Genomic DNA, 22,773 nt, shown 5'->3' with positions numbered 1-22,773 from the left:
ATCCCTCACCTTGGGGGAAGCGGTTTGGCCGTCGATAGGCCGCAAAGCGGCCTCGGAACTCAACGCTGGCATTTCGGGCAGAACACACTCGCCCGCTGGCCCAGCTTCACTTCGCGCAGCTCGGTGCCGCACAGTTTGCACGGCTGCCCACGACGCCCATACACGAACAGCTCCTGCTGGAAGTAGCCCGGCTGGCCATCGCCACCGATGAAGTCCCGCAAGGTGGTCCCGCCCTGTTCGATGGCCGCCGCCAATACTCGCTTGATCTCGATCGCCAGCTTCAGATAGCGCGCCCGTGAAATCCCGCCTGCTTCGCGGCGCGGGTCGATCCCGGCGGCGAACAAGGCCTCGGTGGCGTAGATGTTGCCCACGCCGACCACCACCGCGTTGTCCATGATGAACGGCTTGACCGCCATCGAGCGCCCCCGGGACAGCTGGAACAGGCGCTCACCGTCGAACAGGTCGGTCAGCGGCTCAGGTCCCAGGCGGATCAGCAGCTCATGGTTGAGTGGATCGAGGCTCCACAGCATCGCCCCGAAGCGGCGCGGGTCGGTGTAGCGCAGCATCAGCCCCGACTCGAGCTCGATGTCCACATGTTCGTGCCTGGCCGCTGGCAAACCCAGCTCGACCAGGCGCAGGTTGCCCGACATGCCCAGGTGGCTGATCAAGGTACCGACCTCGGCATTGATCAGCAGATACTTGGCGCGGCGCTCGACACTGATTATGCGCTGCCCCGACAGGCGCACGTCCAGGTCTTCCGGGATCGGCCAGCGCAGGCGCCGGTCACGCACCACCACGCGGCTGACCCGCTGGCCTTGCAAATGAGGCGCGATGCCGCGCCGCGTGGTCTCGACCTCTGGCAGTTCCGGCATGGCTCAGTGCCCGCCCAGTTCGCGGATGTTCTGCTTGAGCTGCTCGAAGTCGTATTCGGTCAGGCCGATGTAGTCCAGCACCAGCGGGCCGACCACGTCCCACTCGTGGTCCACGGCCTGGTTGCCCAGCACGCGGTAGGAGGCACAGATGTGCTCGGACATCTTCAGCACCGCCAGCAGGTTCTTCAGTTGGGTCTGGGTATTGCGCGAGGACTCGTCGCGGAACACCGCCAGGGCGTTGTGGTGGTTGGCGATGGCCGCGCTGATGTGTTCCGGCAGGCGCCAGGACTTGGCAGTGAAGTAGCCGACTACCGAATGGTTGGTGTTGAACACGCGGTTTTCGGTGTCCACCACGCGGATCTCGTCATTGGCCTTGGCGTAGGACTCTTCCAGCACCTCCATGTAGTTGGGGAAGCGCTTGTGCATCAACGGCACGCCGCAATCGTGGAACAGGCCCAGGGTGTAGGCCTCGTCCACGGCCTGGATGCCGGTGCGCTTGGCCAGGGTGAGGCAGGTCATGGCCACGTCCTGGGCGGTGTCCCAGAAACGGTTGAGGGTGACGATGGTCTCGTCGCTCATCTCGCCTTTGATCGACTGGGCATTGATCAGGTTGATGATCGAGCGGCTGCCCAGCAGGTTTACCGCGCGCTGGATCGAGCCGATCTTGTTCGCCAGGCCGAACTGCGCCGAATTGACCAGTTTGAGCAGGGCGCCGGACAGGCCCGGGTCCTGCGCGATCAGCTTGGCGATGGTCTCCAGGTCCGGGTCGGGCATGTACTGCTCGAACTGCAGGTCGACCATGATCTGCGGCTGTGGCGGGATGGTGATGCCCTGCAGGGCTTGCTGGATCTGTTCGGCGGTGAGTTCCTGGGACATACGTGCATTCTCGCTGGGGACGGGAGATTCTAACCCTGTACGCCGGCAGGGTAACTAGCAGTGGATCGTTGGATCCCAGAATTTCTTTAGCCGTGGGCGCAGACCACTTGGTCGCACCCACCAGCGAATCTCGGGCCAACACGGTATACTCCCGCTCTTTTTTCCCGGAGCGACGTCATGTCCCTGCCCAGCCTTCGCCTCAAAGCCAATGCCGACCGCCGCCTGCGCGCCGGCCACCTGTGGGTCTACAGCAATGAAGTCGATGTTGCCGCGACCCCGCTGCAAGGCCTGAAGGCCGGCCAGCAGGCCATTCTCGAAGCTGCCAACGGCAAGCCGCTGGGGGTTGTGGCCATGAGCCCGAACAACCTGATCTGCGCCCGCCTGCTGTCGCGCGATGCCAAGCTGCCGCTGGACAAGTCGCTGCTCGTACACCGCCTGAACGTGGCCCTGTCGCTGCGTGAGCGCCTGTTCGACAAGCCGTGCTACCGCCTGGTGTATGGCGACTCCGACCTGCTCCCAGGCCTGGTGGTCGACCGCTTCTTCGACATCCTCGTGGTCCAGCTGGCCTCGGCCACCATGGAAGCGCACAAGGATGAGGTGATCGCCGCGCTGGTGCAGGTGCTCAAACCCAGTGGCATCCTGTTCAAGAACGACTCCGCCGCCCGCGATGCTGAAGGCCTGGAGCGTTATGTCGAGACCGTCTACGGCGAAGTGCCGGACTGGGTCGCGCTGGAAGAGAACGGCGTCAAGTTCGAAGCCCCGGTGCGTGAAGGCCAGAAGACCGGCTGGTTCTACGACCACCGCATGAACCGCGCCCGCCTGGCCCCCTACGTCAAGGGCAAGCGCGTGCTCGATCTGTTCAGCTACATCGGTGGCTGGGGCGTGCAGGCCGGCGCGTTCGGCGCCAGCGAAGTGTTCTGCGTGGACGCCTCGGGCTTCGCCCTCGACGGCGTAGAGCGCAATGCCGCGCTCAATGGCATCGGCGAAAAACTGACCTGCATCGAAGGCGACGTGTTTGAAGCCCTGCGCGAGCTGAAAGCCGCCGAAGAGCGCTTCGACGTGATCATCGCCGACCCACCCGCCTTCATCAAACGCAAGAAAGACCTGAAGAACGGCGAGGCCGCCTACCGTCGTCTCAACGAACAGGCCATGCGCATGCTGACCAAGGACGGCATCCTGGTCAGCGCCTCGTGCTCGATGCACCTGCCCGAAGACGACCTGCACAACATCCTGCTGACCAGCGCCCGCCACCTGGACCGCAACCTGCAACTGCTCGAGCGCGGCGGCCAGGGCCCGGACCACCCAGTGCACCCGGCCATCGCCGAGACCCGCTACATCAAGAGCATCACCTGCCGCTTGCTGCCCAACAGCTAAGCCTCACAGGCTTCCACAGGTTTCGCGCTACGCGGCACCTGTGGAAGCCGGCTTGCCGAGGCTCGACCCGGTCCAGGCATCATGACGGCACCGCCAGCCGTCGATCCTCCCTGGGACAGCGCTCGAACCGTGCCCGATAACAGCGGGTGAAGTACGACGCCGATTCGAACCCACATGCGACCCCCACCTCCAGCACACTCATGTCGGTCTGGCGCAGCAGTTGCCGTGCCTTGTCCAGCCTTAGCCGCAGATAGAAGCCACTGGGCGTGTCGTCCAGGTGCAGGCGAAACAGCCGCTCCAGCTGCCGCCGGGTCACCTGCACGCCTTCAGCCAGCACCTGGGTGTTGAGTGGCAGCTCGGTATTGCGCTCCATCTCGCCGATCACCTTCACCAGCTTCTTGTTGCGCAGCCCATAGCGCGTGGCAATTTCCATGCGCTGGTGATCCTGGCGCGGGCGGATGCGCCCGAGCACGAACTGCTCGGACACCTGCACTGCCAGTTCGCTGCCGTGGGCCTGGGCGATCAGGTCGAGCATCAGGTCGATGGAAGCCGTGCCGCCGGCACAGGTGATGCGTCGGCGGTCGATCTCGAACAGCTCCTGGGTCGCCTGCAGGCGTGGATAACGTTCCTTGAACGCCTCCAGTGCTTCCCAATGCAGGGTGGCCCGGTGACCATCGAGCAGGCCGGCCTCGGCCAGTACCATGGCGCCCGTGTCGATCCCGCCCAACACCACGCCCTCGTGGTCGAGACGACGCAGCATGTGCTGCAACTTCAACCCATAGCACGCCAGTGGCTCGAAACCGGCCACCAGCAGCAGCAGTCGCCCGTGTTCACCCTCCCCCAACGCACCGTCGGCATTCACCGACATGCCATTGCTGGCCTGCACCGCACCACCGTCCAGGCTCAGCACACGCCAACGGTACAGCGGGCCACGGAAGCGATTGGCCACGCGCAGCGGCTCAATGGCACTGATGAAGCCCATGGCGGAGAAGCCTGGCAGCAACAGGAAGTCTATGGTTTGCAGCATCGCGTGCTCCGCGGCAAAGGTGGTCGCCTCCGTGCAAGTGTTGGTCGCCAGGGTGCGATTTTCCACCCTGCTGCCAGCGTAGCGTGTTCTCACGGCCCGCAGAGGCCGGATCCGATAACAATACGCACTGCCGATGGAGAGCCACCATGCATCGCTTTATCCGCCGCAGCCTGTTGTCCCTCGCGCTCAGCTCTACCGTAGCCACGCCGCTTTTCGCCGCCGAACCCGCCGCCTGCAAGGATGTGCGCCTGGGCGTGGTCAACTGGACCGATGTGATCGCCACCAGCGCCATGGCCCAGGTGCTGCTCGACGGCCTGGGCTACCAGACCAAGCAGACCAGCGCCTCGCAGCAGATCATCTTCGCCGGCATCCGCGACAAGCGCCTGGACATGTTCCTCGGGTACTGGAACCCGATCATGACCCAGACCATCACCCCGTTCGTCCAGGCCGGCCAGGTGAAGGTGCTCGACAAGCCCAGCCTGGAAGACGCCCGCGCCACCCTCGCCGTGCCGAAATACCTGGCCGACAAGGGCCTGAAGACGTTTGCCGACATCCACAAGTTCCACAAGGAGCTGGGCGGCAAGCTCTACGGCATCGAGCCCGGTTCCGGCGCCAATACCCAGATCAAGGCGATGATCAGCAAGAACCAGTTCGACCTCGGCAAGTTCCAGTTGGTCGAGTCCAGCGAAGCCGGCATGCTCGCCGCCGTCGACCGCGCCGTGCGGCGCAAGGAGGCGGTGGTGTTCTTCGGCTGGGCGCCGCACCCGATGAACGTGAACATCGACATGGTCTACCTCGGCGACAGCCAGGACGCCCTCGGCCCGGACGAGGGCCGTGCCACGGTGTGGACGGTGACCGCGCCGGACTATGCCCAGCGCTGCCCCAACGCCCATCGCCTGCTGGCCAACCTCAGCTTCAGCGCCGAGGACGAGAGCCGGATGATGCAGCCGTTGCTCGACCACAAGGACGCGCTGGAGTCGGCGCGACAGTGGCTCAAGGACCACCCCGAGGACAAGGCCCGCTGGCTTGACGGGGTGACCACTTTCGACGGCAAGCCAGCCGCGGACAACCTCAAGCTCACCGCCAACTGACACGGCCTCATCGCAGGCAAGCCTGCTCCCACAGGACGTCCACACCACCAGGGTTCATCGGCAACCCTGTGGGAGCCGGCTTGCCGGCGATAGGGCCAGCAAAGACACCCCAAGGAACTGATCAATGAACCACGACGTCATCATCACCTGCGCCCTCACCGGTGCCGGCGACACGGTCGCCAAGAGCCACCTGGTCCCGGTCACGCCGAAACAGATCGCCGAGTCCGCCGTCGAAGCCGCCAAGGCCGGCGCCACGGTGGTCCACTGCCACGTTCGCGATCCACAAACTGGCCGCTTCAGCCGCGATGTCAACCTCTACCGCGAGGTGATGGAACGCATCCGCGAGGCTGACGTGGACATCATCGTCAACCTCACCGCAGGCATGGGCGGCGACCTTGAGATCGGCCCAGGCGAATCGCCCATGGAATTCGGCCCGGGCACCGACCTGATCGGCCCGCTGGAGCGCCTGGCCCATGTCGAAGCGCTGCTGCCGGAGATCTGCACCCTGGACTGCGGCACCCTCAACTTTGGCGATGGCAACGCCATCTATGTCTCCACCCCCGCCCAACTGCGTGCCGGCGCCAAGCGCATCACCGAGCTGGGCGTGAAGGCCGAGCTGGAGATCTTCGACACCGGTCATCTGTGGTTCGCCAAACAGATGATCAAGGAAGGCCTGCTGCAAGACCCGCTGTTCCAGCTGTGCCTGGGCATCCCGTGGGGCGCCCCGGCCGACACCACCACCATGAAGGCCATGGTCGACAACCTGCCTGCCAACGTCACCTGGGCCGGTTTCGGCATCGGCCGCATGCAGATGCCGATGGCTGCCCAGGCGGTGCTGCTTGGCGGCAACGTGCGGGTCGGGCTGGAAGACAACCTGTACCTGGACCGTGGCGTGCTGGCCAGCAACGGCCAGCTGGTCGAGCGGGCCGCAGAGATCATCACCCGCATGGGTGGCCGCGTGCTCACCCCGGCCGAAGGCCGGGAAAAGATGAACCTCAAGCGTCGCTAATGTCCCCGCAGGAGCCAGATATGCCTTTCATCACCGACATCAAGACTTTCGCCGCGCTGGGTAGCGGCGTGATCGGCAGCGGCTGGGTCGCCCGCGCCCTGGCCCACGGCCTCGACGTGATTGCCTGGGACCCGGCCCCCGGTGCCGAGGCCGCACTGCGCAAACGCATCGCCAATGCCTGGCCAGCGCTGGAAAAACAGGGCCTGACGCCCGGCGCATCGCAGGATCGCCTGAGGTTCGTGACCACTATCAAGGAATGCGTGCGCGACGCCGATTTCATCCAGGAGAGCGCCCCCGAACGACTGGACCTAAAGCTCGACCTGCACGCCAAGATCAGCGCCGCCGCCAAGCCCGACGCGATCATCGGCTCCAGCACCTCGGGGCTGCTGCCCAGCGAGTTCTACGCGTCGGCGACCCACTCCGAACGCTGCGTGGTGGGGCACCCGTTCAACCCGGTCTACCTGCTGCCACTGGTGGAAATCGTCGGCGGTCGCAACACCAGCCCTGAAGCCATCGAAGCTGCGAAAAGCATCTACACCAGCCTGGGCATGCGCCCACTGCATGTGCGCAAGGAGGTCCCCGGTTTCATCGCTGACCGACTGCTCGAAGCGCTATGGCGCGAAGCCCTGCACCTGGTCAACGACGGTGTTGCCAGCACCGGCGAGATCGACGATGCGATTCGCTTCGGCGCCGGCTTGCGCTGGTCGTTCATGGGCACCTTCCTCACCTACACCCTGGCAGGTGGCGATGCCGGCATGCGCCACTTCATGGCCCAGTTCGGGCCGGCGCTGAATCTGCCCTGGACCTACCTCCCTGCGCCTGAGCTGACCGACAAGCTGATTGACGACGTGGTCGAGGGCACCTCGCAACAATTGGGCGAGCACAGCATTGCCGCTCTGGAGCGCTATCGTGATGACACACTGCTGGCGGTACTGGAAGCGGTGAAAACCAGCAAAGCCAAGCACGGTATGGCCTTCGGCGACTAAGGAGAAAACAATGCCCGCCCTGATCACCTACCGCACCCGAGTGTTGCCGGAGTGGGTCGACTATAACGGCCACCTGCGCGACGCCTATTACCTGCTGATCTTCAGCCATGCCACCGATGCCTTGATGGAGCGCATCGGCCTGGATGCCGATGCACGGGACCAGAGCGGGCATTCGCTGTTCACCCTGGAGGCGCATATCAATTATCTGCACGAAGTGAAACTTGACGCCGATGTGTGGGTGCAGACACAAATAATAGGTTTCGATAAAAAACGCCTGCATTTGTATCACAGCCTGCATAGCGATGGGTTCGACGGAGAACTGTCAGCCAGTGAACAGATGCTGCTGCATGTCGACGTCTCGGGTCCTCGCTCGGCACCGTTCGGCGAACACACCCTCGTTTTGTTAGGGGCGTTGGAAAAGCAACAGCGCGATCAGCCACCGCCAGAAATGGCAGGGCGGACAATTCGGTTGCATAGCTGAGGACCAAATGGCTGTTCACCACAAATGCCCTGGGATGTCGCAGGCACCCAGGGCCGTTGGCGGCGTGCTTCATGGTTAGTAATAGTTCTTTATTTCAGCAGCCCGTTCGTTCAGGCGGCGAATTTCATTGGAATATTCGGGATCGCCGAAACGCCCAAACTCTAAGTTAACATCAGGGTCAGACCACCGATAAAGCGTTTCGCATTCTGCTGCCTCTGGACAATCTTTCAGGTCAAATCCAATTGAGGCATAATACTTACCGTTATATAATTTGGATAGGAAGCCGAATTGATAAGGAGGAATAAGTCCCGGACCGCCGGGCTTCCACCCATCACGAAGGCCCATCAGATGGCCGAAACTATGCAAAAAATACTGGGGCCCATGCATAGCAAACACATAGTACGCGTTCTCGGGCCTTATACTTTTATACGTCACCGCCTTGGCCGGCACAAATTCACCACCCACAATTACCACGTCAGCTTTGTACTGCTCACGCAGACGAGCCACTCCGCTTGTCGCTGCTGTTTTTCCATTTCTAAAATCGTCCAGAATTTTTTCACCCTGACTCAATAAACCGTCTGCCGCATTAGTCGCAAGCCGGTGAACCACTTTAAGCTTTAGAGACAAGCCATCACCTTGATCACTCATTTCACTGAAAAACATTATTTCGTCCGTCATAATGTCAAACGCCGATGGGTTGGTCATCTGGCTAGTTCGCCAGGTCGTAAGAAGGAGTACATGGATCTCATGTTCCCTTTGAGAAGCTGGCCTTGGTAAACTGGCTTTAGCAATGCCTGCTTGCTTGACCGTTGCATCGTCCACTAGCAGACAGGGCAAACCCTGCGCTTCGTTTACCTCCATTAATCCATGCTGCCCATTACCAGTATTCTCCAGCAAGTAGAGTTTCCCATTGACAACCATCCGCCCCCTGAGTGAATCACCGCGGCGTGCTAAAAATATAAAGTTCGAAGCAGCGAAGGTGTCTTTCGACGTCACAGTAGCGCGAGGCTCGTCATCCAATACCCCTTCGCCAAACCAGTATGCGGCAGGTGTATACTCTCCCCCTGCAACACCACTATTATCAGACGGTTCAGGTGCGGTGTAGTTGCGCAGCCGAAACTTCAGCACTCGCCCATCCGCCAGTGGCATCGCGAGTAGCTGTGTCGACTCGTTCACGATCGTTGGGTGGGCACGCATCAACTGGATACTTTGGCCCGCAGGGTTATCCAGCAATACTTTCAGCCCCTCCCTGCCAGTAAACTGGGCTTGCTCTAGCGTCCGCCGGTCTACGGGTGGTTCAAGCTCAGCCAAGCGGGATATCTCCCCTGCAAACGCGCTAGCCAATGAAAGCAATGACAACGACACAATGCCCGTTGCCCATGCAACACCTCTAAACATAGAGCCTTTCATATGCACCTCCCTTAAAATAGGAGGTATTAATTACATCCCCACACCGACAAGACAACTGACAGAATTATCAGGTAACGCGCCCCATAAAAAACCGGAAAGCCATGAGCATCCGGGATCAGGCATGGGCGACATCTACCAGTGCTTAATAAGTGAGACCCAGCCCCCGATGCCGTGAGTGATCTCAGCGCCGGCTTTCTGGCTCGGCGATTTAGCCGTAAACGACCTGTTCTTAGCCAAAGTGGCCATGGTGGTTTTCTGTTCTTGCGGCCCTGGCGCCCCCGTCACAGAATCAATCGCAACCCACCCAAGCGAAGGAGTACAACCATGATGCATACGGACCTGATTGACCAAGACGATCTCCTGGGCCAGCTGCGTTCGCGAGGCTTCGACATTCCGGCCGACGCCAACCCCGAGCAGGCCTGCGAAGTGGTGGTGCGAGGGCTGACCGAACCTAATGTTCGGGCGCTCAAGGGCATGGTGGAGCAAATGTATAGCGGCAGTGCGACGATCCTGCCGGCAGTGCGCGAGGCCCTCGACAAGCAGTTGTTGCCGGCGTTGGCACAGTACAGCAAGCGCGCTTGAAATCATCGAATGAGGCATCCCCTTTCTTGAGCGACTTCTGAAGGGGGCGTTCAGACGTGGTTTGACCAGCGACCCCTTCATATGGAATCGCTGGTCAAGCCCACCCTCAGTGAGTTCAAAAGATCTCAGCGGGAACTGACTGCACGGCGGGCATGTTTACCAGCGGGCAGCGTGTGCAGGGCAAAGCGTCATGCCGTCAGTGCACACTGTAGTACTTCACCTTCTGTACTTTACCTCTGACATTACCTTTACTCTCCACGGTCACATTAGCCGCCCCATCAGCCCCACCTAACTTCGGTACGAAAAATTCCATGCTACTGGCGCTGTAACAACTGCTATCCGATCCGGTACGCCCCTCAAAACACAGCCTGGGGCTTGACCCTAGCCCGATTACCTTCACGCCCAAATCTTCCCTTGAGAAATCTACAGTAGGGCACACCTTTCCTAATTCAACCTCACTCTCTTTCTCAACTACAAATTGGCAAACAGGAGCTGTTTCACCCTTCGCCGTCATCTGAACCGCCGCAGCACCAGGAGTGCCAGCAACCAACCATCTAATCTTACCGTCAACACCGGCGCCGAGCCTCTGAAGCCGGTAGGGGAGAAGAGTTTCATCGACAGGGTTATGCATATCAATAATACTTCTCTCAATTTGGGAATTCCCCTCCATCGACCCGCTAATGACATAAGCTCCCGAATCACCCCCCCCATTTTCGCCAGGGTCCACCAGAAAAGCGATGCCAATAGGTTCCTGGGGAAGCATTGTCAGTCTCAGCGACCCAATTGCCTTGTCCCTCGTTGATCGACACATATCGCTAAACTCATTTTTATACACCATTGTAGCGCAGTTCTCTCCTATTAAGTAACGACCTGGATACGTGATCACCTTCATTGAATAAAGCAACTCGGCCGCTGACACCTTGGCTGAAAGCATCGCAAAACACAGTACTGGCGCGAGCAGAAGAAACCCTCGAACACCTCGAGACACCTTGAAGTTCATACTCTCCACCTCCATCGAAAATCTAACTTTTAATTAAATCAATAAAAATCCCCACTTTACGCAGCCTCACTCAACACACCGCATATATGTTTCATGCAGCGACCACATTCCACAACTAGCAAAATTACCAGGTATGTAAAAACAAAAAGCCCAGCCGCTGTAGGCGACCGGGCAATTACAATTAGCCCCACTCTATGACTGCCCTCCTCGCGGATATCCCGCGAAGAGGGCGCGCGTTCAGAGCCTCACACTGGCGAACGTCGACTCATTGCGCGCCTGACTAAGGGAGGCCATCGGCCCGCTGTGCGGCGACAAGGCCATGGCCTGAGGGATGGGCATCATCGCCACCTGCTGGGTGGTGTTCGAACCCACCCGCTCGTCACGCGGGGGAATGCCGAAGTATTCGCGGTAGCACTTGGAGAAATGCGGCGTGGAGACGAAACCGCACACAGAGGCCACCTCGATGATCGACATCGGCGTCTGCTTGAGCAGTTGCCGGGCGCGGATCAGCCGCAGCTTGAGGTAGTAGCGCGACGGCGAGCAGTGCAGGTACTTCTGGAACAGGCGCTCGAGCTGGCGCCGCGACACCGCCACATAGACCGCCAGCTCGTCGAGGTCGATCGGCTCCTCGAGGTTGGCTTCCATCAGCGCGACGATTTCCTGCAACTTCGGCTGGTTGGTGCCGAGCATGTGCTTGAGCGGCACGCGCTGGTGGTCCTGCTCGTTGCGGATGCGCTCGTAGACGAACATCTCGGAGATCGCCGCCGACAGCTCGCGGCCGTGATCGCGGCTGATCAGGTGCAGCATCATGTCCAGCGGCGCGGTGCCGCCGGAGCTGGTGAAGCGGTTGCGGTCGAGGGTGAACAGGCGGGTGCTCATGTTCACCCGCGGGTAGGCCTCTTGCATCGCCGCCAGGCATTCCCAGTGCACGCTGCAATCGAAGCCGTCGAGCAACCCGGCGCAGGCCAGCGCCCAGCTGCCGGTACACACCGCGCCAAGGCGACGCGACTGGCGGGCCTGGGCTTGCAGCCAGGTGACGTGCTCACGGGTGACGGTGCGCTGGATGCCGACGCCACCGCAGACGATGACGGTGTCTATCGGCGGGGCACTGTGCATGGCCGCGTCGGGGGTAATCTGCAGGCCGTCGCTGGCCCACACCTGGCCACCGTCGACGGTCAGGGTGTGCCAGCGGTACAGCTCGCGACCGGACAGCTGGTTGGCCATGCGCAGCGGTTCGACCGCCGACGCCAGGGAAATGAGGGTGAAGTTGTCCAGCAGGAGAAAGCCGATGGACTGGGGTGCTGTGCGGTTCTGGGTTGGGGTCCCGGAGGTGTACGACGTCATCGCGATTTCTCCTCACACAATGCAGGGTGTGCCTCAGGCGAGCACTGTTCTTGTAATGGCCCCGTTTCGTATGCAGGGGCTTTGCCAATCTCAACGCAAATGGCATGCCTGAATTTGAACGCCCATCCAATAAAACCCAAAAGCGACGTCGGCACGCGCCTTCCAGCGGCCTGGGCAATCAGCCTTGCGTCAAACGCAAACAGGCGAGCCAGCGCCTCTGCGCGTCACCCCTGAGCAAATCGGTAGCACTTGTGGGAAGCTTGCCCAGATGCGACAGACTTAAGTGTCACCGACAACGGTCCTGCTGGTAACGACAGGCGACGGCCGGTAGATGACAACCAATGCGCCAGAATGTGGCGCATTGGTCACGCACGGGCCAGAACGGCGCATCAGCATTCGATGACGCTGACCGCCAGGCCTCCGCGGGAGGTTTCCTTGTACTTGTCGTGCATGTCGGCGCCGGTGTCGCGCATGGTGCGGATCACCTGGTCCAACGAGATGAAGTGTTCGCCATCACCGCGCAGGGCCATCTGCACGGCATTGATCGCCTTTACCGCAGCGATGGCGTTGCGCTCGATGCACGGGACCTGCACCAGGCCACCAACCGGGTCGCAGGTCAGGCCGAGGTTATGTTCCAGGGCGATCTCGGCGGCGTTTTCCAACTGCGCCGGGGTGGCGCCGAGGACATCGGCCAAGCCTGCGGCGGCCATGGCGCAAGCCGAGCCGACCTCGCCCTGGCAACCAACCTCGGCGCCGGAGATCGAGGCGTTCTTCTTGCACAGGATGCCCACCGCCGCCGCGCCGAGGAAGAAGTCCACCACATTGGACTCGTCCACCGCGTCGGAGAAACGCATGTAGTAGTGCAACACCGCCGGGATGATCCCCGCCGCGCCGTTGGTAGGCGCGGTGACCATGCGCCCGCCGGCGGCGTTCTCTTCGTTGACCGCCAGGGCGAACAGGTTGACCCACTCCATGGCGCTCATGGTCGAGCCGATCACGTTGGGCTTGCCCAGCTCCTGCAGGCTGCGGTGCAGCCGGGCGGCGCGGCGGCGCACATTGAGCCCGCCGGGCAGGATGCCTTCATGCTTGAGGCCGTTGTTCACGCACTCCTGCATGGCTTGCCAGAGCTTGAGCAGGCCGGCGCGGATCTCGGCTTCGCTGCGCCAGACCTTTTCGTTCTCCAGCATCAATTGCGACACGCGCAGGTCGTTTTGCCTGCACAGGCGCAGCAGTTCGGCGGCACTGTCGAAGTCGTAGGGCAGCACGGTCTGGTCGGCGTCCAGCACGCCGCTGGCGGCCTGGGCGGCATCGACCACGAAACCGCCGCCCACCGAGTAATAGGTGTCGCGGTGCAGCTCGCCCGCCTCGCCTTCGGCAATCAGCGTCATGGCATTGGGGTGGTACGGCAGGTTCTCGTCCAGCAGCAGCATGTCGCGGGCCCAGACGAACTCGATGGGCAGGCGGTTGTCGAGCCTGAGCACGTTGGTTTCGCGCAGGTCGGCGATACGTGGGGTGATCTGGCCAGGGTCGATGGCGTCCGGCCATTCGCCCATCAGGCCCATGATCGTTGCGTTGTCGGTGCCGTGGCCGACGCCGGTGGCCGACAGCGAGCCATACAGCCTCACTTCGATACGCCGCACCTGCTCCAGTTCGCCGCGCTCACGCAGCCCCTGAACGAACAGCGCGCCAGCACGCATGGGGCCGACGGTGTGGGAGCTGGAGGGCCCGACACCGATCTTGAACAGGTCGAACACGCTGATGGCCATTGTCGAATCACCTCTTGCTGGGCTTGTCTCTGCGCGCCGGGCGCAGGGCGGAGCAACTGCTAGGCTGAAACAGTCGAGCCGCCTTGAATGCTCGCATCATCGGGCTTTTGCCCAGCCCCTCGCCGTCTGCAACCGACGTACTTTTGTCCAGCAGCGCCGCCGCTGAACTGGCCCTTCGTGCGCCGTTTTCCAGCGGCAAGACGACGCAAAAACCGAGGTATGAGGGTGGAAAAACCCAGTTGCGACATCGTCCGTACTGGATACGACCCGTCCTGTACTGGATACGACGCCACCAGTAGGCGATTGCCGAACGCTGGAGGATTATCGAAAGCGACTCGTATTGCACGGCCTCGCATCCTGCCCTCTGCAGGCCTGGTCGACCGGAGCCCTGAGAACGCTCGGCGACCCACGCGAACCCGAAGATAAAATCACAGGAGTCCATCCATGAAAGGTTCACCCTCGCTGTTGCTGGTCGCGTTGCTGTCCGCTCCGCTGTTGGCCCAGGCCGCCGAACCCGAGCAGTGCCAGACGGTACGGTTCTCCGATGTCGGCTGGACCGACATCACGGTCACCACCGCGACCACCAGCGTCGTGCTCGAAGCCCTGGGCTACAAGACCCACACCACCATGATCTCGGTACCGGTGACCTACAAGTCGCTGGCCACCGGCAAGGACCTGGACGTGTTTCTCGGCAACTGGATGCCGACCATGGAGAACGACATCAAGCAGTACCGCGATGCCGGCACCGTCGAGACCGTGCGCGCCAACCTGGAAAATGCCAAGTACACGCTGGCCGTGCCCCAGGCCTTGTATGACAAGGGCCTGAAGGACTTCGCCGACATTCCCAAGTTCAAGCAGGATCTCAAGGGCAAGATCTACGGCATCGAACCGGGCAACGATGGCAACCGCACCATCCAGAAGATGATCGACGACAACGCCTTCGGCCTGAAGGACGCCGGCTTCCAGATCGTGCAGTCCAGTGAGGCGGGCATGCTGGCGCAGGTCGACCGGGCGCAGAAGCGTGAAGACGCGATCGTCTTCCTCGGCTGGGAACCGCACCCGATGAACACCCGCTTCAAGATGCAGTACCTGACCGGTGGGGATGCCTACTTCGGTCCCGACTTCGGCAAGGCCACCGTGCTGACCAACACCCGCAAGGGCTACGCCCAGGAATGCGGCAACGTTGGCCAGCTGTTGAAGAACCTGTCGTTCGAGCTCAAGGATGAAAGCACCATGATGGGCTATGTCCTGGACGACAAGATGAAGCCCGAGGCGGCCGCGAAAAAATGGCTGAAGGACAACCCCGGCAAGCTCGAAGCCTGGCTCGCCGGCGTGACCACCGTGGACGGCAAACCCGGCCTTGAGGCGGCCAAGGCCAAACTGACGCAATAACGCAAGACGCCATGGCAACACCGCGGGGTGGGACCGTGCCCACCCCGGACTGATTTCAATCTTTGCAGGTGGAAGCTCGCTATCATGCTTATCGATCAGAAAATACCCCTGGGGCAGTACATCGCCTCATTCGTCGAATGGTTGACCCAGAATGGCGCCAGCTACTTCGACGCCATCGCCGCAGGCCTGGAATTCATGATCCATGGGGTCACCAGCGCCCTGACCTGGTTCAACCCGTTCGTGCTAATCGCCCTGTTCGCCGGCCTCGCGCACCTGATACAGCGCAAGTGGGCGCTCACCGTCTTCGTCGCCCTTTCGTTCCTGCTGATCCTCAACCTGGGCTACTGGCAGGAAACCATGGAAACCCTGGCGCAGGTCACCTTCGCCACGGTGGTCTGCGTGGTCATCGGCGTGCCGCTGGGCATCGCCGCCGCGCACAAGCCGATGTTCTACACCGCCATGCGCCCGGTGCTGGACCTGATGCAGACCGTGCCCACCTTCGTCTACCTGATCCCGACCCTGACCCTGTTTGGCCTGGGCGTGGTGCCGGGGCTGATCTCCACCGTGGTGTTCGCCATCGCAGCGCCCATCCGCCTCACTTACCTGGGCATCTGCGACGTGCCGCAGGAGCTGATGGACGCCGGCAAGGCCTTCGGTTGCTCGCGTCGCCAACTGCTGACCCGCATCGAACTGCCACACGCCATGCCGAGCATCGCTGCCGGGGTGACGCAATGCATCATGCTGTCGCTGTCGATGGTGGTGATTGCCGCCCTGGTCGGCGCCGACGGCCTGGGCAAACCCGTGGTCAACGCACTGAACACCGCCGATATCTCCCTGGGCTTCGAAGCGGGCCTGGCCATCGTGCTGCTGGCGATCATGCTCGACCGTATCTGCAAGCAACCGGAGCTGCCGGTAAGGGGTGAGGCATGAGCATCATTCGTTTCGAAGACGTCGACGTCATCTTCTCCAGCAAGCCGCGCGAGGCGCTGGCCCTGCTCGACCAAGGCCAGACCCGCGAGCAGATCCTCAAGCAGACGGGCCTGGTGGTCGGCGTCGAAAAGGCCAACCTGGACATCAACAAGGGCGAGATATGCGTGCTCATGGGCCTGTCCGGCTCGGGCAAATCCAGCCTGCTGCGCTGCATCAACGGCCTCAACACCGTGAGCCGCGGCAAGCTGTTCGTCGAGCACGAAGGCAAGCACATCGATATCGCCCACTGCACTCCGGCAGAGCTGAAGATGATGCGCACCAAGCGCATCGCCATGGTGTTCCAGAAGTTTGCCCTGATGCCCTGGCTGACGGTGCGCGAGAACATCAGCTTCGGCCTGGAGATGCAGGGCCGGCCGGAGAAGGAACGGCGCAAGCTGGTGGATGAAAAGCTCGAGCTGGTGGGCTTGACCCAGTGGCGCAACAAGAAACCGGACGAACTCTCCGGTGGCATGCAGCAGCGCGTGGGGCTGGCCCGGGCGCTGGCGATGGACGCCGATATCCTGCTGATGGACGAGCCGTTCTCGGCCCTCGACCCGCTGATCCGCCAGGGCCTGCAGGACGAACTGCTGGCCCTGCAGAGCAAACTCAGCAAGACCATCGTGTTCGTCAGTCATGACCTGGACGAGGCGCTGAAACTGGGCAGCCGCATCGCCATCATGAAGGACGGGCGCATCATCCAGTACAGCAAGCCGGAAGAGATCGTGCTCAACCCGGCCGACGAATACGTGCGCACCTTCGTCGCCCACACCAACCCGCTCAACGTGCTGTGTGGCCGCAGCCTGATGCGCAGCCTGGACAATTGCCGGCGAGTCAACGGTTCGGTGTGCCTGGACCCGGGCATCGACTCATGGCTGGACCTTGGCGAAGGCGGCTCGCTCAAGCGCGCACGCCAGGGCCAGAATGGCCTGGACATGCAGAACTGGGCGCCGGGGCAGGACGTCGGCTTGCTGGAGCGCAGGCCAACCGTGGTGCACGCCGATATCGGCATGCGCGAGGCGCTGCAGATTCGTTACCAGACCGGCAACAAGCTGGTGCTGCAGGATAACGACAAGGTGGTGGGGATACTCGGGGATACCGAGTTGTATCACGCGTTGCTCGGCAAGAATCACGGGTGATTTAACTGGGGCCGCCTTGCGGCCATCGCGGCTGAAGCCGCTCCTACAGGAAACGTGTAATCCTTGTAGGAGCGGCTTCAGCCGCGATGGGCTGCAACGCAGCCCCAATCAGTGGTTCAGCGTACGACGATCCCCCGCGAAGCCATGTAGGCCTTGGCTTCCGGCACCGTGTACTCGCCGAAGTGGAAGATGCTCGCCGCCAGCACCGCGCTGGCATGCCCTTCCAGGATGCCGTCGGCCAGGTGCTGCAGGTTACCCACGCCACCGGAAGCAATCACCGGAATTCCCAGCGCATCGCTGATGGCGCGGGTCACGCCCAGGTCGAAGCCATTCTTCATGCCGTCCTGGTCCATGCTGGTCAGCAGGATCTCGCCAGCCCCCAGGCCTTCCATCTTCTTCGCCCACTCCACTGCATCCAGCCCGGTGGGCTTGCGCCCGCCATGGGTGAAGATCTCCCAGCGCGGCGTTTCACCGGGGCCAGAGACTTTCTTGGCGTCGATGGCAACCACGATGCACTGCGAACCGAAACGGTCAGCCGCCTCGCCGACGAACTCCGGGTTGAACACCGCGGCGGTGTTGATCGACACCTTGTCGGCACCGGCGTTGAGCAGGTTGCGGATGTCCTGCACGGTGCGCACGCCACCGCCCACGGTCAGCGGGATGAACACCTGGCTGGCCATGCGCTCGACGGTATGCAGGGTGGTATCACGGCCATCGACGCTGGCGGTGATGTCGAGGAAGGTGATCTCGTCGGCGCCCTGTTCGTCGTAGCGCCGGGCGATCTCCACCGGGTCGCCGGCATCGCGGATGTTCTCGAACTTGACGCCCTTGACCACCCGGCCGTTGTCCACGTCCAGGCAAGGGATGATGCGCTTGGCCAGTGCCATGGTCGCTCCTCAGCCTTGGTAGTTGTCGCAGAAGGCCTGGGCCTCGGCGACGTCGAGGGTGCCTTCGTAGATGGCACGGCCGGTGATGGCGCCGATAATGCCCGGAGCCTTGGCGTCCAGCAGGGCCTTGATGTCGCCCAGGTTGTGGATGCCGCCCGAGGCGATCACCGGAATGCGCGTGGCTTCGGCCAGGGCCTTGGTGAAGGGCACGTTGCAGCCCTGCATCATGCCGTCCTTGGCAATGTCGGTGTAGACGATCGACGAGACGCCATCGGCCTCGAAACGCTTGGCCAGGTCGATGACCTGCACGCTGCTCACTTCGGCCCAGCCGTCGGTGGCGACGAAGCCGTCCTTGGCGTCCAGGCCAACGATGATCTTGCCAGGGAACGCCTTGCACGCTTCGGCGACGAACTCAGGCTGCTTGACCGCCTTGGTGCCGATGATCACGTAGCTGACACCGGCCTTGACGTAGTGCTCGATGGTCTCCAGCGAGCGGATGCCACCGCCGATCTGGATCGGCAGGGTCGGATAGCGCTTGGCGATAGCCGTGACCACTTCACCGTTGACCGGCTGGCCTTCGAAAGCGCCGTTGAGGTCGACCAGGTGCAGGCGGCGGCAGCCACCCTCGACCCACTTGGCGGCCATGCTCACCGGGTCGTCGGAGAATACCGTGGAGTCTTCCATGCGGCCCTGGCGCAGGCGCACGCAAGCGCCGTCCTTCAGATCGATAGCGGGGATAATCAGCATCTTGGCAACCTGTCTAATCGTTGGAATTCAGGGCTTCTCGAGCGCCCACAGGTCGCTTTCGATGCTCTCGAACCGCTCCTTGAGGTGCAGCTGAACATCGGCAATCGCCCTGTTGTAGTAGTGCGGTGCAATCTCTTTGCTGAACAACTCGAGGACCTCGGCCACCTCGAACGACCCCAGCTCCAGCTCGAAGCGGTCTTCGAGAAAGCGCTTGAGCGTATCGAGCGCCTCGCGCTCTTGCTCCGGGGCCAGGGTGATGACTGGCGCCTTGGTCCGCGACCTGCTCATTTACCAGCGCCCGTCCCAGGCGACGAAGTTCTGCAACAGTTGCAGGCCATGGGTATGGCTCTTCTCCGGGTGGAACTGCACGGCGAAACGCGAGCCTTCGGCCAGCGCCGCGGCGAAATCGACGCCGTAGTGGCCGCGCCCGACCACCTGGCCCGGCTTGCCGGCTTCGATGAAGTAGCTGTGCACGAAGTAGAAACGCGCACGGTCGGGAATGTCATGCCACAGCGGGTGGTCGATGGTCTGGCCGACTTCGTTCCAGCCCATGTGCGGCACCTTCAGGTGCTCGCCGTCTTCCTTCAGGTCTTTACCGAAGAAGCGCACCTGGCCTGGGAACAGGCCGATGCAGTCGACACCGTCGTTCTCCTCGCTGCGCTCGAGCAGCGCCTGCATGCCTACGCAGATGCCGAGAAACGGGCGGTCCTGGCTGACTTCGCGCACCAGGCTGTCGAAGCCCAGGCGGCGAATCTCGGCCATGCAGTCGCGGATCGCGCCGACGCCTGGGAACACCACGCGGTCGGCTTCACGAATCACCGCGGCATCGCTGGTCACCAATACCTTGCCGGCGCCCACATGCTCCAGGGCCTTGGCCACCGAGTGCAGGTTGCCCATGCCATAGTCGATCACGGCTACCGTCTGCATTTACAGGCACCCTTTGGTGGAAGGCATCTGCCCGGCCATGCGCTCGTCGAGGGTAACGGCCATGCGCAGCGCGCGGCCGAACGCCTTGAACACGGTCTCGATCTGGTGGTGGGTGTTGTGGCCACGCAGGTTGTCGATATGCAGCGTCACCAGGGCATGGTTGACGAAGCCCTGGAAGAACTCCTGGAACAGGTCGACATCGAAGCCGCCCACGGTGGCACGGGTATACGGCACATGCATCTGCAGGCCCGGACGGCCGGAGAAGTCGATGACCACCCGCGACAGGGCCTCGTCCAGCGGCACATAGGCATGGCCGTAGCGAAAGATGCCTTTCTTGTCGCCGATGGCCTGGGCGAACGCCATGCCCAGGGTGATGCCGACGTCCTCGACGGTATGGTGGTCGTCGATATGCAGGTCGCCCTTGCACTCGATATCCAGGTCGATCAGCCCATGCCGGGCGATCTGGTCGAGCATGTGTTCAAGGAAAGGCACACCGATTTCGAATCGGGCCTTGCCGCTGCCATCGAGGTTGATCGAGCACTTGACCTGGGTTTCCAGGGTATTGCGCTCGACGGAAGCCTTACGTTCGACCATCACCAGCTCCGCAAAATCATTGGGCGAAAAGGGCTCCATTATAGGCCCAGAACGCGCCGGCTTGAAACGCGGATGACATATGGCAGGGCAAGCAATTACGGGGGGATAACAGGCTTACAGGTCTATACAAGCGTGTAGTTGGGGCTGCTTTGCAGCCCTTTCGCCACGACAAACCGGCCCCCACAGAGATCGCGGCAGTGCAATACCTGCGGGAGCCGGCTTGCCGGCGATGAGGCCAGTACAGCTATATCAATGGAACAGAACGGCCGTCTTCTGCAGGGTGATCCACACCCCCCAGGCCAGCGGAATCACCACCACCGCCCAGGCCACCAGCACCAGCGGCAGGCTGCCCGGTGCCGCGTGCCACTCCAGCGAACGCGCGGAGTCAGTGCCCTTGTCATGGCTCAGTGCGCGCTCGGCCGCCAGTTCGGCGTCGCTCATGAAGTACTTGTCCGCCACCGGGCGCACCAGCATGTTGCAGATGAAGCCCAGCACCAGCAGGCCGGCCAGGATGTACAGGGTCATGTCGTAGGCCGCGGCCCGCTCCACGCCCGCCGCCAGCTGCGCCTCGCGCAGGTAGGTGATCAGCACCGGGCCGAGCACGCCGGCCGCCGCCCAGGCAGTCAGCAGGCGACCATGGATGGCACCGACCATCTGCGTGCCGAACAGGTCGGCCAGGTACGCCGGCACGGTGGCGAAACCGCCGCCGTACATCGACAGGATGATGCAGAACGCCGCCACGAACAGCGCCACGTTGCCGATGTGGCCCATGTTCGGTACCAGGCTGTAGAGGCCCACGCCCAGGGCGAAGAAGGCGAAGTAGGTGTTCTTGCGGCCGATGTAGTCGGAGAACGACGCCCAGAAGAAGCGCCCGCCGATGTTGAACAGGCTCAGCAGACCAGTGAAACCGGCGGCGATCGCGGCAATCTGCGCCAGTTGCGCGGCATTCAGCTCACTGAATGTCAGCTCGTTGCCCAACAGCTTGCCGGCGAACACTTCCTGCAGCAGTGGCGAAGCCATGCCGAGAATGCCGATACCGGCCGAGACGTTCAGGCACAGCACCAGCCACACCAGGGCGAACTGCGGGGTTTTCCAGGCCACACTGACGTGCACGTGGCGGTCGGTAACCATGGCGTTGGCTTTCTTCGCCGGCGGAGTCCAGCCTTCGGGCTTCCAGCCGGTCGGCGGCACGCGGTAGGCCAGGGCACCCGCGGTCATGAACACGAAGTAGATCGCGGCCATGGCGACAAAGCTCTGCCATACACCCACCTCGGTCGCGCTGCCGAAGTGGCCCATGAGCGCGGTGGCCAGAGGAGCGCCCACCATGGCACCTCCACCAAAGCCCATGATCGCCATGCCGGTTGCCATGCCGCGCTTGTCCGGGAACCACTTGATCAGGGTCGATACCGGCGAAATGTAGCCCAGGCCCAGGCCGATCCCGCCGATCACCCCCGAACCCAGCCACATCAGCCACAGCTGGTGGGTCTTCACGCCAATCGCCGAGATCAGCAACCCGCCGCACCAACACAGTGCCGAGACCAGGCCGGCCTTGCGCGGGCCGGCGTGCTCCAGCCAGCCGCCGAGCACCGCGGCAGAGCAGCCGAGGAACACGAAGAACAGGGTGTAGATCCAGCTGAGCATGGAGATCGGCCAGTCGCACTCGGCGCTGAACAGGCGGGCGACGAAGCCCATGTCGGCGGCGCAGGCCACCGGAGCGCTGACACCCAGGGCCTGGGACAGCGGCAGCCAGAAAACCGAGAAGCCATAGGCCATGCCGATGCACAGGTGAATGGCCAGGGCCGCCGGCGGCACCAGCCAGCGGTTGAAGCCCGGGCGGGCGATGATGCGCTCCTTCGACAGGAAGCCCGGCGTGCTTGCCGCCGCTCCCGCCGTGATACTGCTGTTCATGGATTGATCCTTTTGTAGGTGGGCTGTGCGCGTGGACGGCTCTGTATGGCTGCACGCAAGGCAGCCCGGCCGTTTCAGGCATCACCCGCGACAATGGGTCGCGGGGCGCCACGGGCGGGCGCAAGATTACCAGCAGCGGGTGACATGGAAGCAATCTGATATCGTGTTTTTTTCGTCAGCTGAATCGGTATTTCGCGTATTCAGGTGAGGTTGTGTCGCCTGTTCTGGCCTCATCGCGGGGCAAGCCCGCTCCCACGCATTGCCGAGGCAGGCGTGCTATCTGCGTGGGAGCGGCGGTGCGCCGATGCGACTTGCCCCGCGATGAGGCCAGAGCAGGCAACAAATGAACTGCCGTCAATCCCATTGTCGAAATGTCGGATAAGCAGTGCCTATAC

22 protein-coding genes are annotated in these 22,773 nt (G+C 62.3%); 9 read left to right on the top strand and 13 right to left on the bottom strand.

Annotated elements, in window-relative coordinates; all coding sequences use genetic code 11:
* Positions 1 to 59 precede the first annotated feature (59 nt).
* Positions 60 to 872, bottom strand: coding sequence for a bifunctional DNA-formamidopyrimidine glycosylase/DNA-(apurinic or apyrimidinic site) lyase (gene mutM / locus ACQ4OD_RS07370; RefSeq protein ID WP_430944103.1), 813 nt, complete (start codon positions 870 to 872; stop codon positions 60 to 62).
* A 3-nt stretch (positions 873 to 875) separates the two neighbouring features.
* Entirely contained in the window at positions 876 to 1,694 is an 819-nt protein-coding gene (locus ACQ4OD_RS07365; RefSeq protein WP_173862409.1) for an HDOD domain-containing protein, read from the bottom strand.
* 231 nt (positions 1,695 to 1,925) lie between these two features.
* Between ACQ4OD_RS07365 and ACQ4OD_RS07360 the strand changes: the two genes are divergently transcribed.
* Positions 1,926 to 3,122, top strand: coding sequence for a class I SAM-dependent rRNA methyltransferase (locus tag ACQ4OD_RS07360; protein WP_046853814.1), 1,197 nt, complete (start codon positions 1,926 to 1,928; stop codon positions 3,120 to 3,122).
* A gap of 79 nt (positions 3,123 to 3,201) precedes the next feature.
* Here the strand turns inward: ACQ4OD_RS07360 and ACQ4OD_RS07355 are convergent, their stop codons facing one another.
* Positions 3,202 to 4,149, bottom strand: a complete 948-nt coding sequence (locus tag ACQ4OD_RS07355) for a GlxA family transcriptional regulator (RefSeq protein ID WP_139674221.1) — start codon at positions 4,147 to 4,149, stop codon at positions 3,202 to 3,204.
* Between the two features lie 146 nt (positions 4,150 to 4,295).
* On the opposite strand from ACQ4OD_RS07355, the gene choX reads away from it, so the two are divergent.
* The 4 genes from choX to ACQ4OD_RS07335 all read left to right on the top strand — a co-directional run bounded on the left by choX (position 4,296) and on the right by ACQ4OD_RS07335 (position 7,716).
* Complete coding sequence (gene choX / locus ACQ4OD_RS07350) at positions 4,296 to 5,240, top strand: choline ABC transporter substrate-binding protein (protein ID WP_139674224.1); 945 nt, start codon at positions 4,296 to 4,298, stop codon at positions 5,238 to 5,240.
* Between the two features lie 124 nt (positions 5,241 to 5,364).
* The gene (locus ACQ4OD_RS07345) at positions 5,365 to 6,249 is read left to right on the top strand and encodes a 3-keto-5-aminohexanoate cleavage protein (RefSeq protein ID WP_139674226.1); all 885 of its coding nucleotides are present in this window, start codon (positions 5,365 to 5,367) and stop codon (positions 6,247 to 6,249) included.
* Between the two features lie 20 nt (positions 6,250 to 6,269).
* On the top strand, positions 6,270 to 7,235 hold the full coding sequence (locus ACQ4OD_RS07340; RefSeq protein WP_430944102.1) for an L-carnitine dehydrogenase: 966 nt from the start codon (positions 6,270 to 6,272) through the stop codon (positions 7,233 to 7,235).
* A gap of 10 nt (positions 7,236 to 7,245) precedes the next feature.
* Entirely contained in the window at positions 7,246 to 7,716 is a 471-nt protein-coding gene (locus ACQ4OD_RS07335; protein ID WP_430944101.1) for a thioesterase family protein, read from the top strand.
* A 75-nt stretch (positions 7,717 to 7,791) separates the two neighbouring features.
* Here ACQ4OD_RS07335 and ACQ4OD_RS07330 read toward each other — a convergent pair whose 3' ends face one another.
* The gene (locus ACQ4OD_RS07330) at positions 7,792 to 9,126 is read right to left on the bottom strand and encodes a hypothetical protein (RefSeq protein ID WP_430944100.1); all 1,335 of its coding nucleotides are present in this window, start codon (positions 9,124 to 9,126) and stop codon (positions 7,792 to 7,794) included.
* Between the two features lie 324 nt (positions 9,127 to 9,450).
* On the opposite strand from ACQ4OD_RS07330, the gene ACQ4OD_RS07325 reads away from it, so the two are divergent.
* Positions 9,451 to 9,708, top strand: a complete 258-nt coding sequence (locus ACQ4OD_RS07325) for a hypothetical protein (protein WP_139674237.1) — start codon at positions 9,451 to 9,453, stop codon at positions 9,706 to 9,708.
* 196 nt (positions 9,709 to 9,904) lie between these two features.
* On the opposite strand, the gene ACQ4OD_RS07320 is transcribed toward ACQ4OD_RS07325, so the two are convergent.
* From ACQ4OD_RS07320 to ACQ4OD_RS07310, 3 genes are all read right to left on the bottom strand, one after another.
* Positions 9,905 to 10,708: a hypothetical protein gene (locus tag ACQ4OD_RS07320; protein WP_430944099.1), complete on the bottom strand. Its 804-nt coding sequence runs from the start codon at positions 10,706 to 10,708 to the stop codon at positions 9,905 to 9,907.
* Between the two features lie 237 nt (positions 10,709 to 10,945).
* Complete coding sequence (locus ACQ4OD_RS07315) at positions 10,946 to 12,052, bottom strand: GlxA family transcriptional regulator (RefSeq protein ID WP_139674243.1); 1,107 nt, start codon at positions 12,050 to 12,052, stop codon at positions 10,946 to 10,948.
* Positions 12,053 to 12,441: 389 nt separating this feature from the next.
* A complete protein-coding gene (locus ACQ4OD_RS07310) occupies positions 12,442 to 13,818 on the bottom strand; it encodes an L-serine ammonia-lyase (RefSeq protein ID WP_139674246.1) in 1,377 nt (458 codons plus the stop codon).
* Positions 13,819 to 14,262: 444 nt separating this feature from the next.
* Between ACQ4OD_RS07310 and ACQ4OD_RS07305 the strand changes: the two genes are divergently transcribed.
* The 3 genes from ACQ4OD_RS07305 (at position 14,263) to choV (ending at position 17,315) form a co-directional block, all read left to right on the top strand.
* A complete protein-coding gene (locus tag ACQ4OD_RS07305) occupies positions 14,263 to 15,210 on the top strand; it encodes a choline ABC transporter substrate-binding protein (RefSeq protein WP_139674249.1) in 948 nt (315 codons plus the stop codon).
* 81 nt (positions 15,211 to 15,291) lie between these two features.
* Positions 15,292 to 16,140: a choline ABC transporter permease subunit gene (gene choW / locus ACQ4OD_RS07300; RefSeq protein WP_172670914.1), complete on the top strand. Its 849-nt coding sequence runs from the start codon at positions 15,292 to 15,294 to the stop codon at positions 16,138 to 16,140.
* Positions 16,137 to 17,315 (top strand): choline ABC transporter ATP-binding protein, encoded by a 1,179-nt coding sequence (gene choV, locus ACQ4OD_RS07295; protein WP_102681807.1) that lies wholly within the window; start codon positions 16,137 to 16,139, stop codon positions 17,313 to 17,315. The genes choW and choV overlap by 4 nt, the downstream gene beginning before the upstream one ends.
* Positions 17,316 to 17,431: 116 nt before the next feature.
* On the opposite strand, the gene hisF is transcribed toward choV, so the two are convergent.
* The 6 genes from hisF to ACQ4OD_RS07265 all read right to left on the bottom strand — a co-directional run bounded on the left by hisF (position 17,432) and on the right by ACQ4OD_RS07265 (position 22,378).
* Complete coding sequence (gene hisF, locus ACQ4OD_RS07290) at positions 17,432 to 18,202, bottom strand: imidazole glycerol phosphate synthase subunit HisF (RefSeq protein WP_023629858.1); 771 nt, start codon at positions 18,200 to 18,202, stop codon at positions 17,432 to 17,434.
* A gap of 9 nt (positions 18,203 to 18,211) precedes the next feature.
* Positions 18,212 to 18,949: a 1-(5-phosphoribosyl)-5-[(5-phosphoribosylamino)methylideneamino]imidazole-4-carboxamide isomerase gene (gene hisA / locus ACQ4OD_RS07285; protein ID WP_198755339.1), complete on the bottom strand. Its 738-nt coding sequence runs from the start codon at positions 18,947 to 18,949 to the stop codon at positions 18,212 to 18,214.
* Positions 18,950 to 18,976: 27 nt separating this feature from the next.
* Entirely contained in the window at positions 18,977 to 19,237 is a 261-nt protein-coding gene (locus tag ACQ4OD_RS07280; protein WP_139674252.1) for a DUF2164 domain-containing protein, read from the bottom strand.
* Positions 19,238 to 19,876, bottom strand: a complete 639-nt coding sequence (gene hisH / locus ACQ4OD_RS07275) for an imidazole glycerol phosphate synthase subunit HisH (protein ID WP_046853802.1) — start codon at positions 19,874 to 19,876, stop codon at positions 19,238 to 19,240.
* A complete protein-coding gene (gene hisB / locus ACQ4OD_RS07270) occupies positions 19,877 to 20,470 on the bottom strand; it encodes an imidazoleglycerol-phosphate dehydratase HisB (protein ID WP_028688464.1) in 594 nt (197 codons plus the stop codon).
* Positions 20,471 to 20,719: 249 nt separating this feature from the next.
* Positions 20,720 to 22,378, bottom strand: a complete 1,659-nt coding sequence (locus ACQ4OD_RS07265) for an OFA family MFS transporter (RefSeq protein ID WP_430944098.1) — start codon at positions 22,376 to 22,378, stop codon at positions 20,720 to 20,722.
* Positions 22,379 to 22,773: the final 395 nt, after the last annotated feature.

This window comes from Pseudomonas sp. WC1 (genome assembly GCF_050586565.1).
Classification (GTDB): Bacteria; Pseudomonadota; Gammaproteobacteria; order Pseudomonadales; family Pseudomonadaceae; genus Aquipseudomonas.
Note: the sequence above shows the minus strand (reverse complement) of the source record. Positions and strands in the feature narration are given on the sequence as shown.

What these genes read in the sequence shown, in the direction of transcription:
- mutM (WP_430944103.1), bottom strand. Translation starts at nt 872, where the DNA reads ATGCCGGAACTGCCAGAGGTCGAGACCACGCGGCGCGGCATCGCGCCT.
- ACQ4OD_RS07360 (WP_046853814.1), top strand. Translation starts at nt 1,926, where the DNA reads ATGTCCCTGCCCAGCCTTCGCCTCAAAGCCAATGCCGACCGCCGCCTG.
- ACQ4OD_RS07355 (WP_139674221.1), bottom strand. Translation starts at nt 4,149, where the DNA reads ATGCTGCAAACCATAGACTTCCTGTTGCTGCCAGGCTTCTCCGCCATG.
- choX (WP_139674224.1), top strand. Translation starts at nt 4,296, where the DNA reads ATGCATCGCTTTATCCGCCGCAGCCTGTTGTCCCTCGCGCTCAGCTCT.
- ACQ4OD_RS07345 (WP_139674226.1), top strand. Translation starts at nt 5,365, where the DNA reads ATGAACCACGACGTCATCATCACCTGCGCCCTCACCGGTGCCGGCGAC.
- ACQ4OD_RS07340 (WP_430944102.1), top strand. Translation starts at nt 6,270, where the DNA reads ATGCCTTTCATCACCGACATCAAGACTTTCGCCGCGCTGGGTAGCGGC.
- ACQ4OD_RS07335 (WP_430944101.1), top strand. Translation starts at nt 7,246, where the DNA reads ATGCCCGCCCTGATCACCTACCGCACCCGAGTGTTGCCGGAGTGGGTC.
- ACQ4OD_RS07330 (WP_430944100.1), bottom strand. Translation starts at nt 9,126, where the DNA reads ATGAAAGGCTCTATGTTTAGAGGTGTTGCATGGGCAACGGGCATTGTG.
- ACQ4OD_RS07325 (WP_139674237.1), top strand. Translation starts at nt 9,451, where the DNA reads ATGATGCATACGGACCTGATTGACCAAGACGATCTCCTGGGCCAGCTG.
- ACQ4OD_RS07320 (WP_430944099.1), bottom strand. Translation starts at nt 10,708, where the DNA reads ATGAACTTCAAGGTGTCTCGAGGTGTTCGAGGGTTTCTTCTGCTCGCG.
- ACQ4OD_RS07315 (WP_139674243.1), bottom strand. Translation starts at nt 12,052, where the DNA reads ATGACGTCGTACACCTCCGGGACCCCAACCCAGAACCGCACAGCACCC.
- ACQ4OD_RS07310 (WP_139674246.1), bottom strand. Translation starts at nt 13,818, where the DNA reads ATGGCCATCAGCGTGTTCGACCTGTTCAAGATCGGTGTCGGGCCCTCC.
- ACQ4OD_RS07305 (WP_139674249.1), top strand. Translation starts at nt 14,263, where the DNA reads ATGAAAGGTTCACCCTCGCTGTTGCTGGTCGCGTTGCTGTCCGCTCCG.
- choV (WP_102681807.1), top strand. Translation starts at nt 16,137, where the DNA reads ATGAGCATCATTCGTTTCGAAGACGTCGACGTCATCTTCTCCAGCAAG.
- hisF (WP_023629858.1), bottom strand. Translation starts at nt 18,202, where the DNA reads ATGGCACTGGCCAAGCGCATCATCCCTTGCCTGGACGTGGACAACGGC.
- hisA (WP_198755339.1), bottom strand. Translation starts at nt 18,949, where the DNA reads ATGCTGATTATCCCCGCTATCGATCTGAAGGACGGCGCTTGCGTGCGC.
- ACQ4OD_RS07280 (WP_139674252.1), bottom strand. Translation starts at nt 19,237, where the DNA reads ATGAGCAGGTCGCGGACCAAGGCGCCAGTCATCACCCTGGCCCCGGAG.
- hisH (WP_046853802.1), bottom strand. Translation starts at nt 19,876, where the DNA reads ATGCAGACGGTAGCCGTGATCGACTATGGCATGGGCAACCTGCACTCG.
- hisB (WP_028688464.1), bottom strand. Translation starts at nt 20,470, where the DNA reads ATGGTCGAACGTAAGGCTTCCGTCGAGCGCAATACCCTGGAAACCCAG.
- ACQ4OD_RS07265 (WP_430944098.1), bottom strand. Translation starts at nt 22,378, where the DNA reads ATGAACAGCAGTATCACGGCGGGAGCGGCGGCAAGCACGCCGGGCTTC.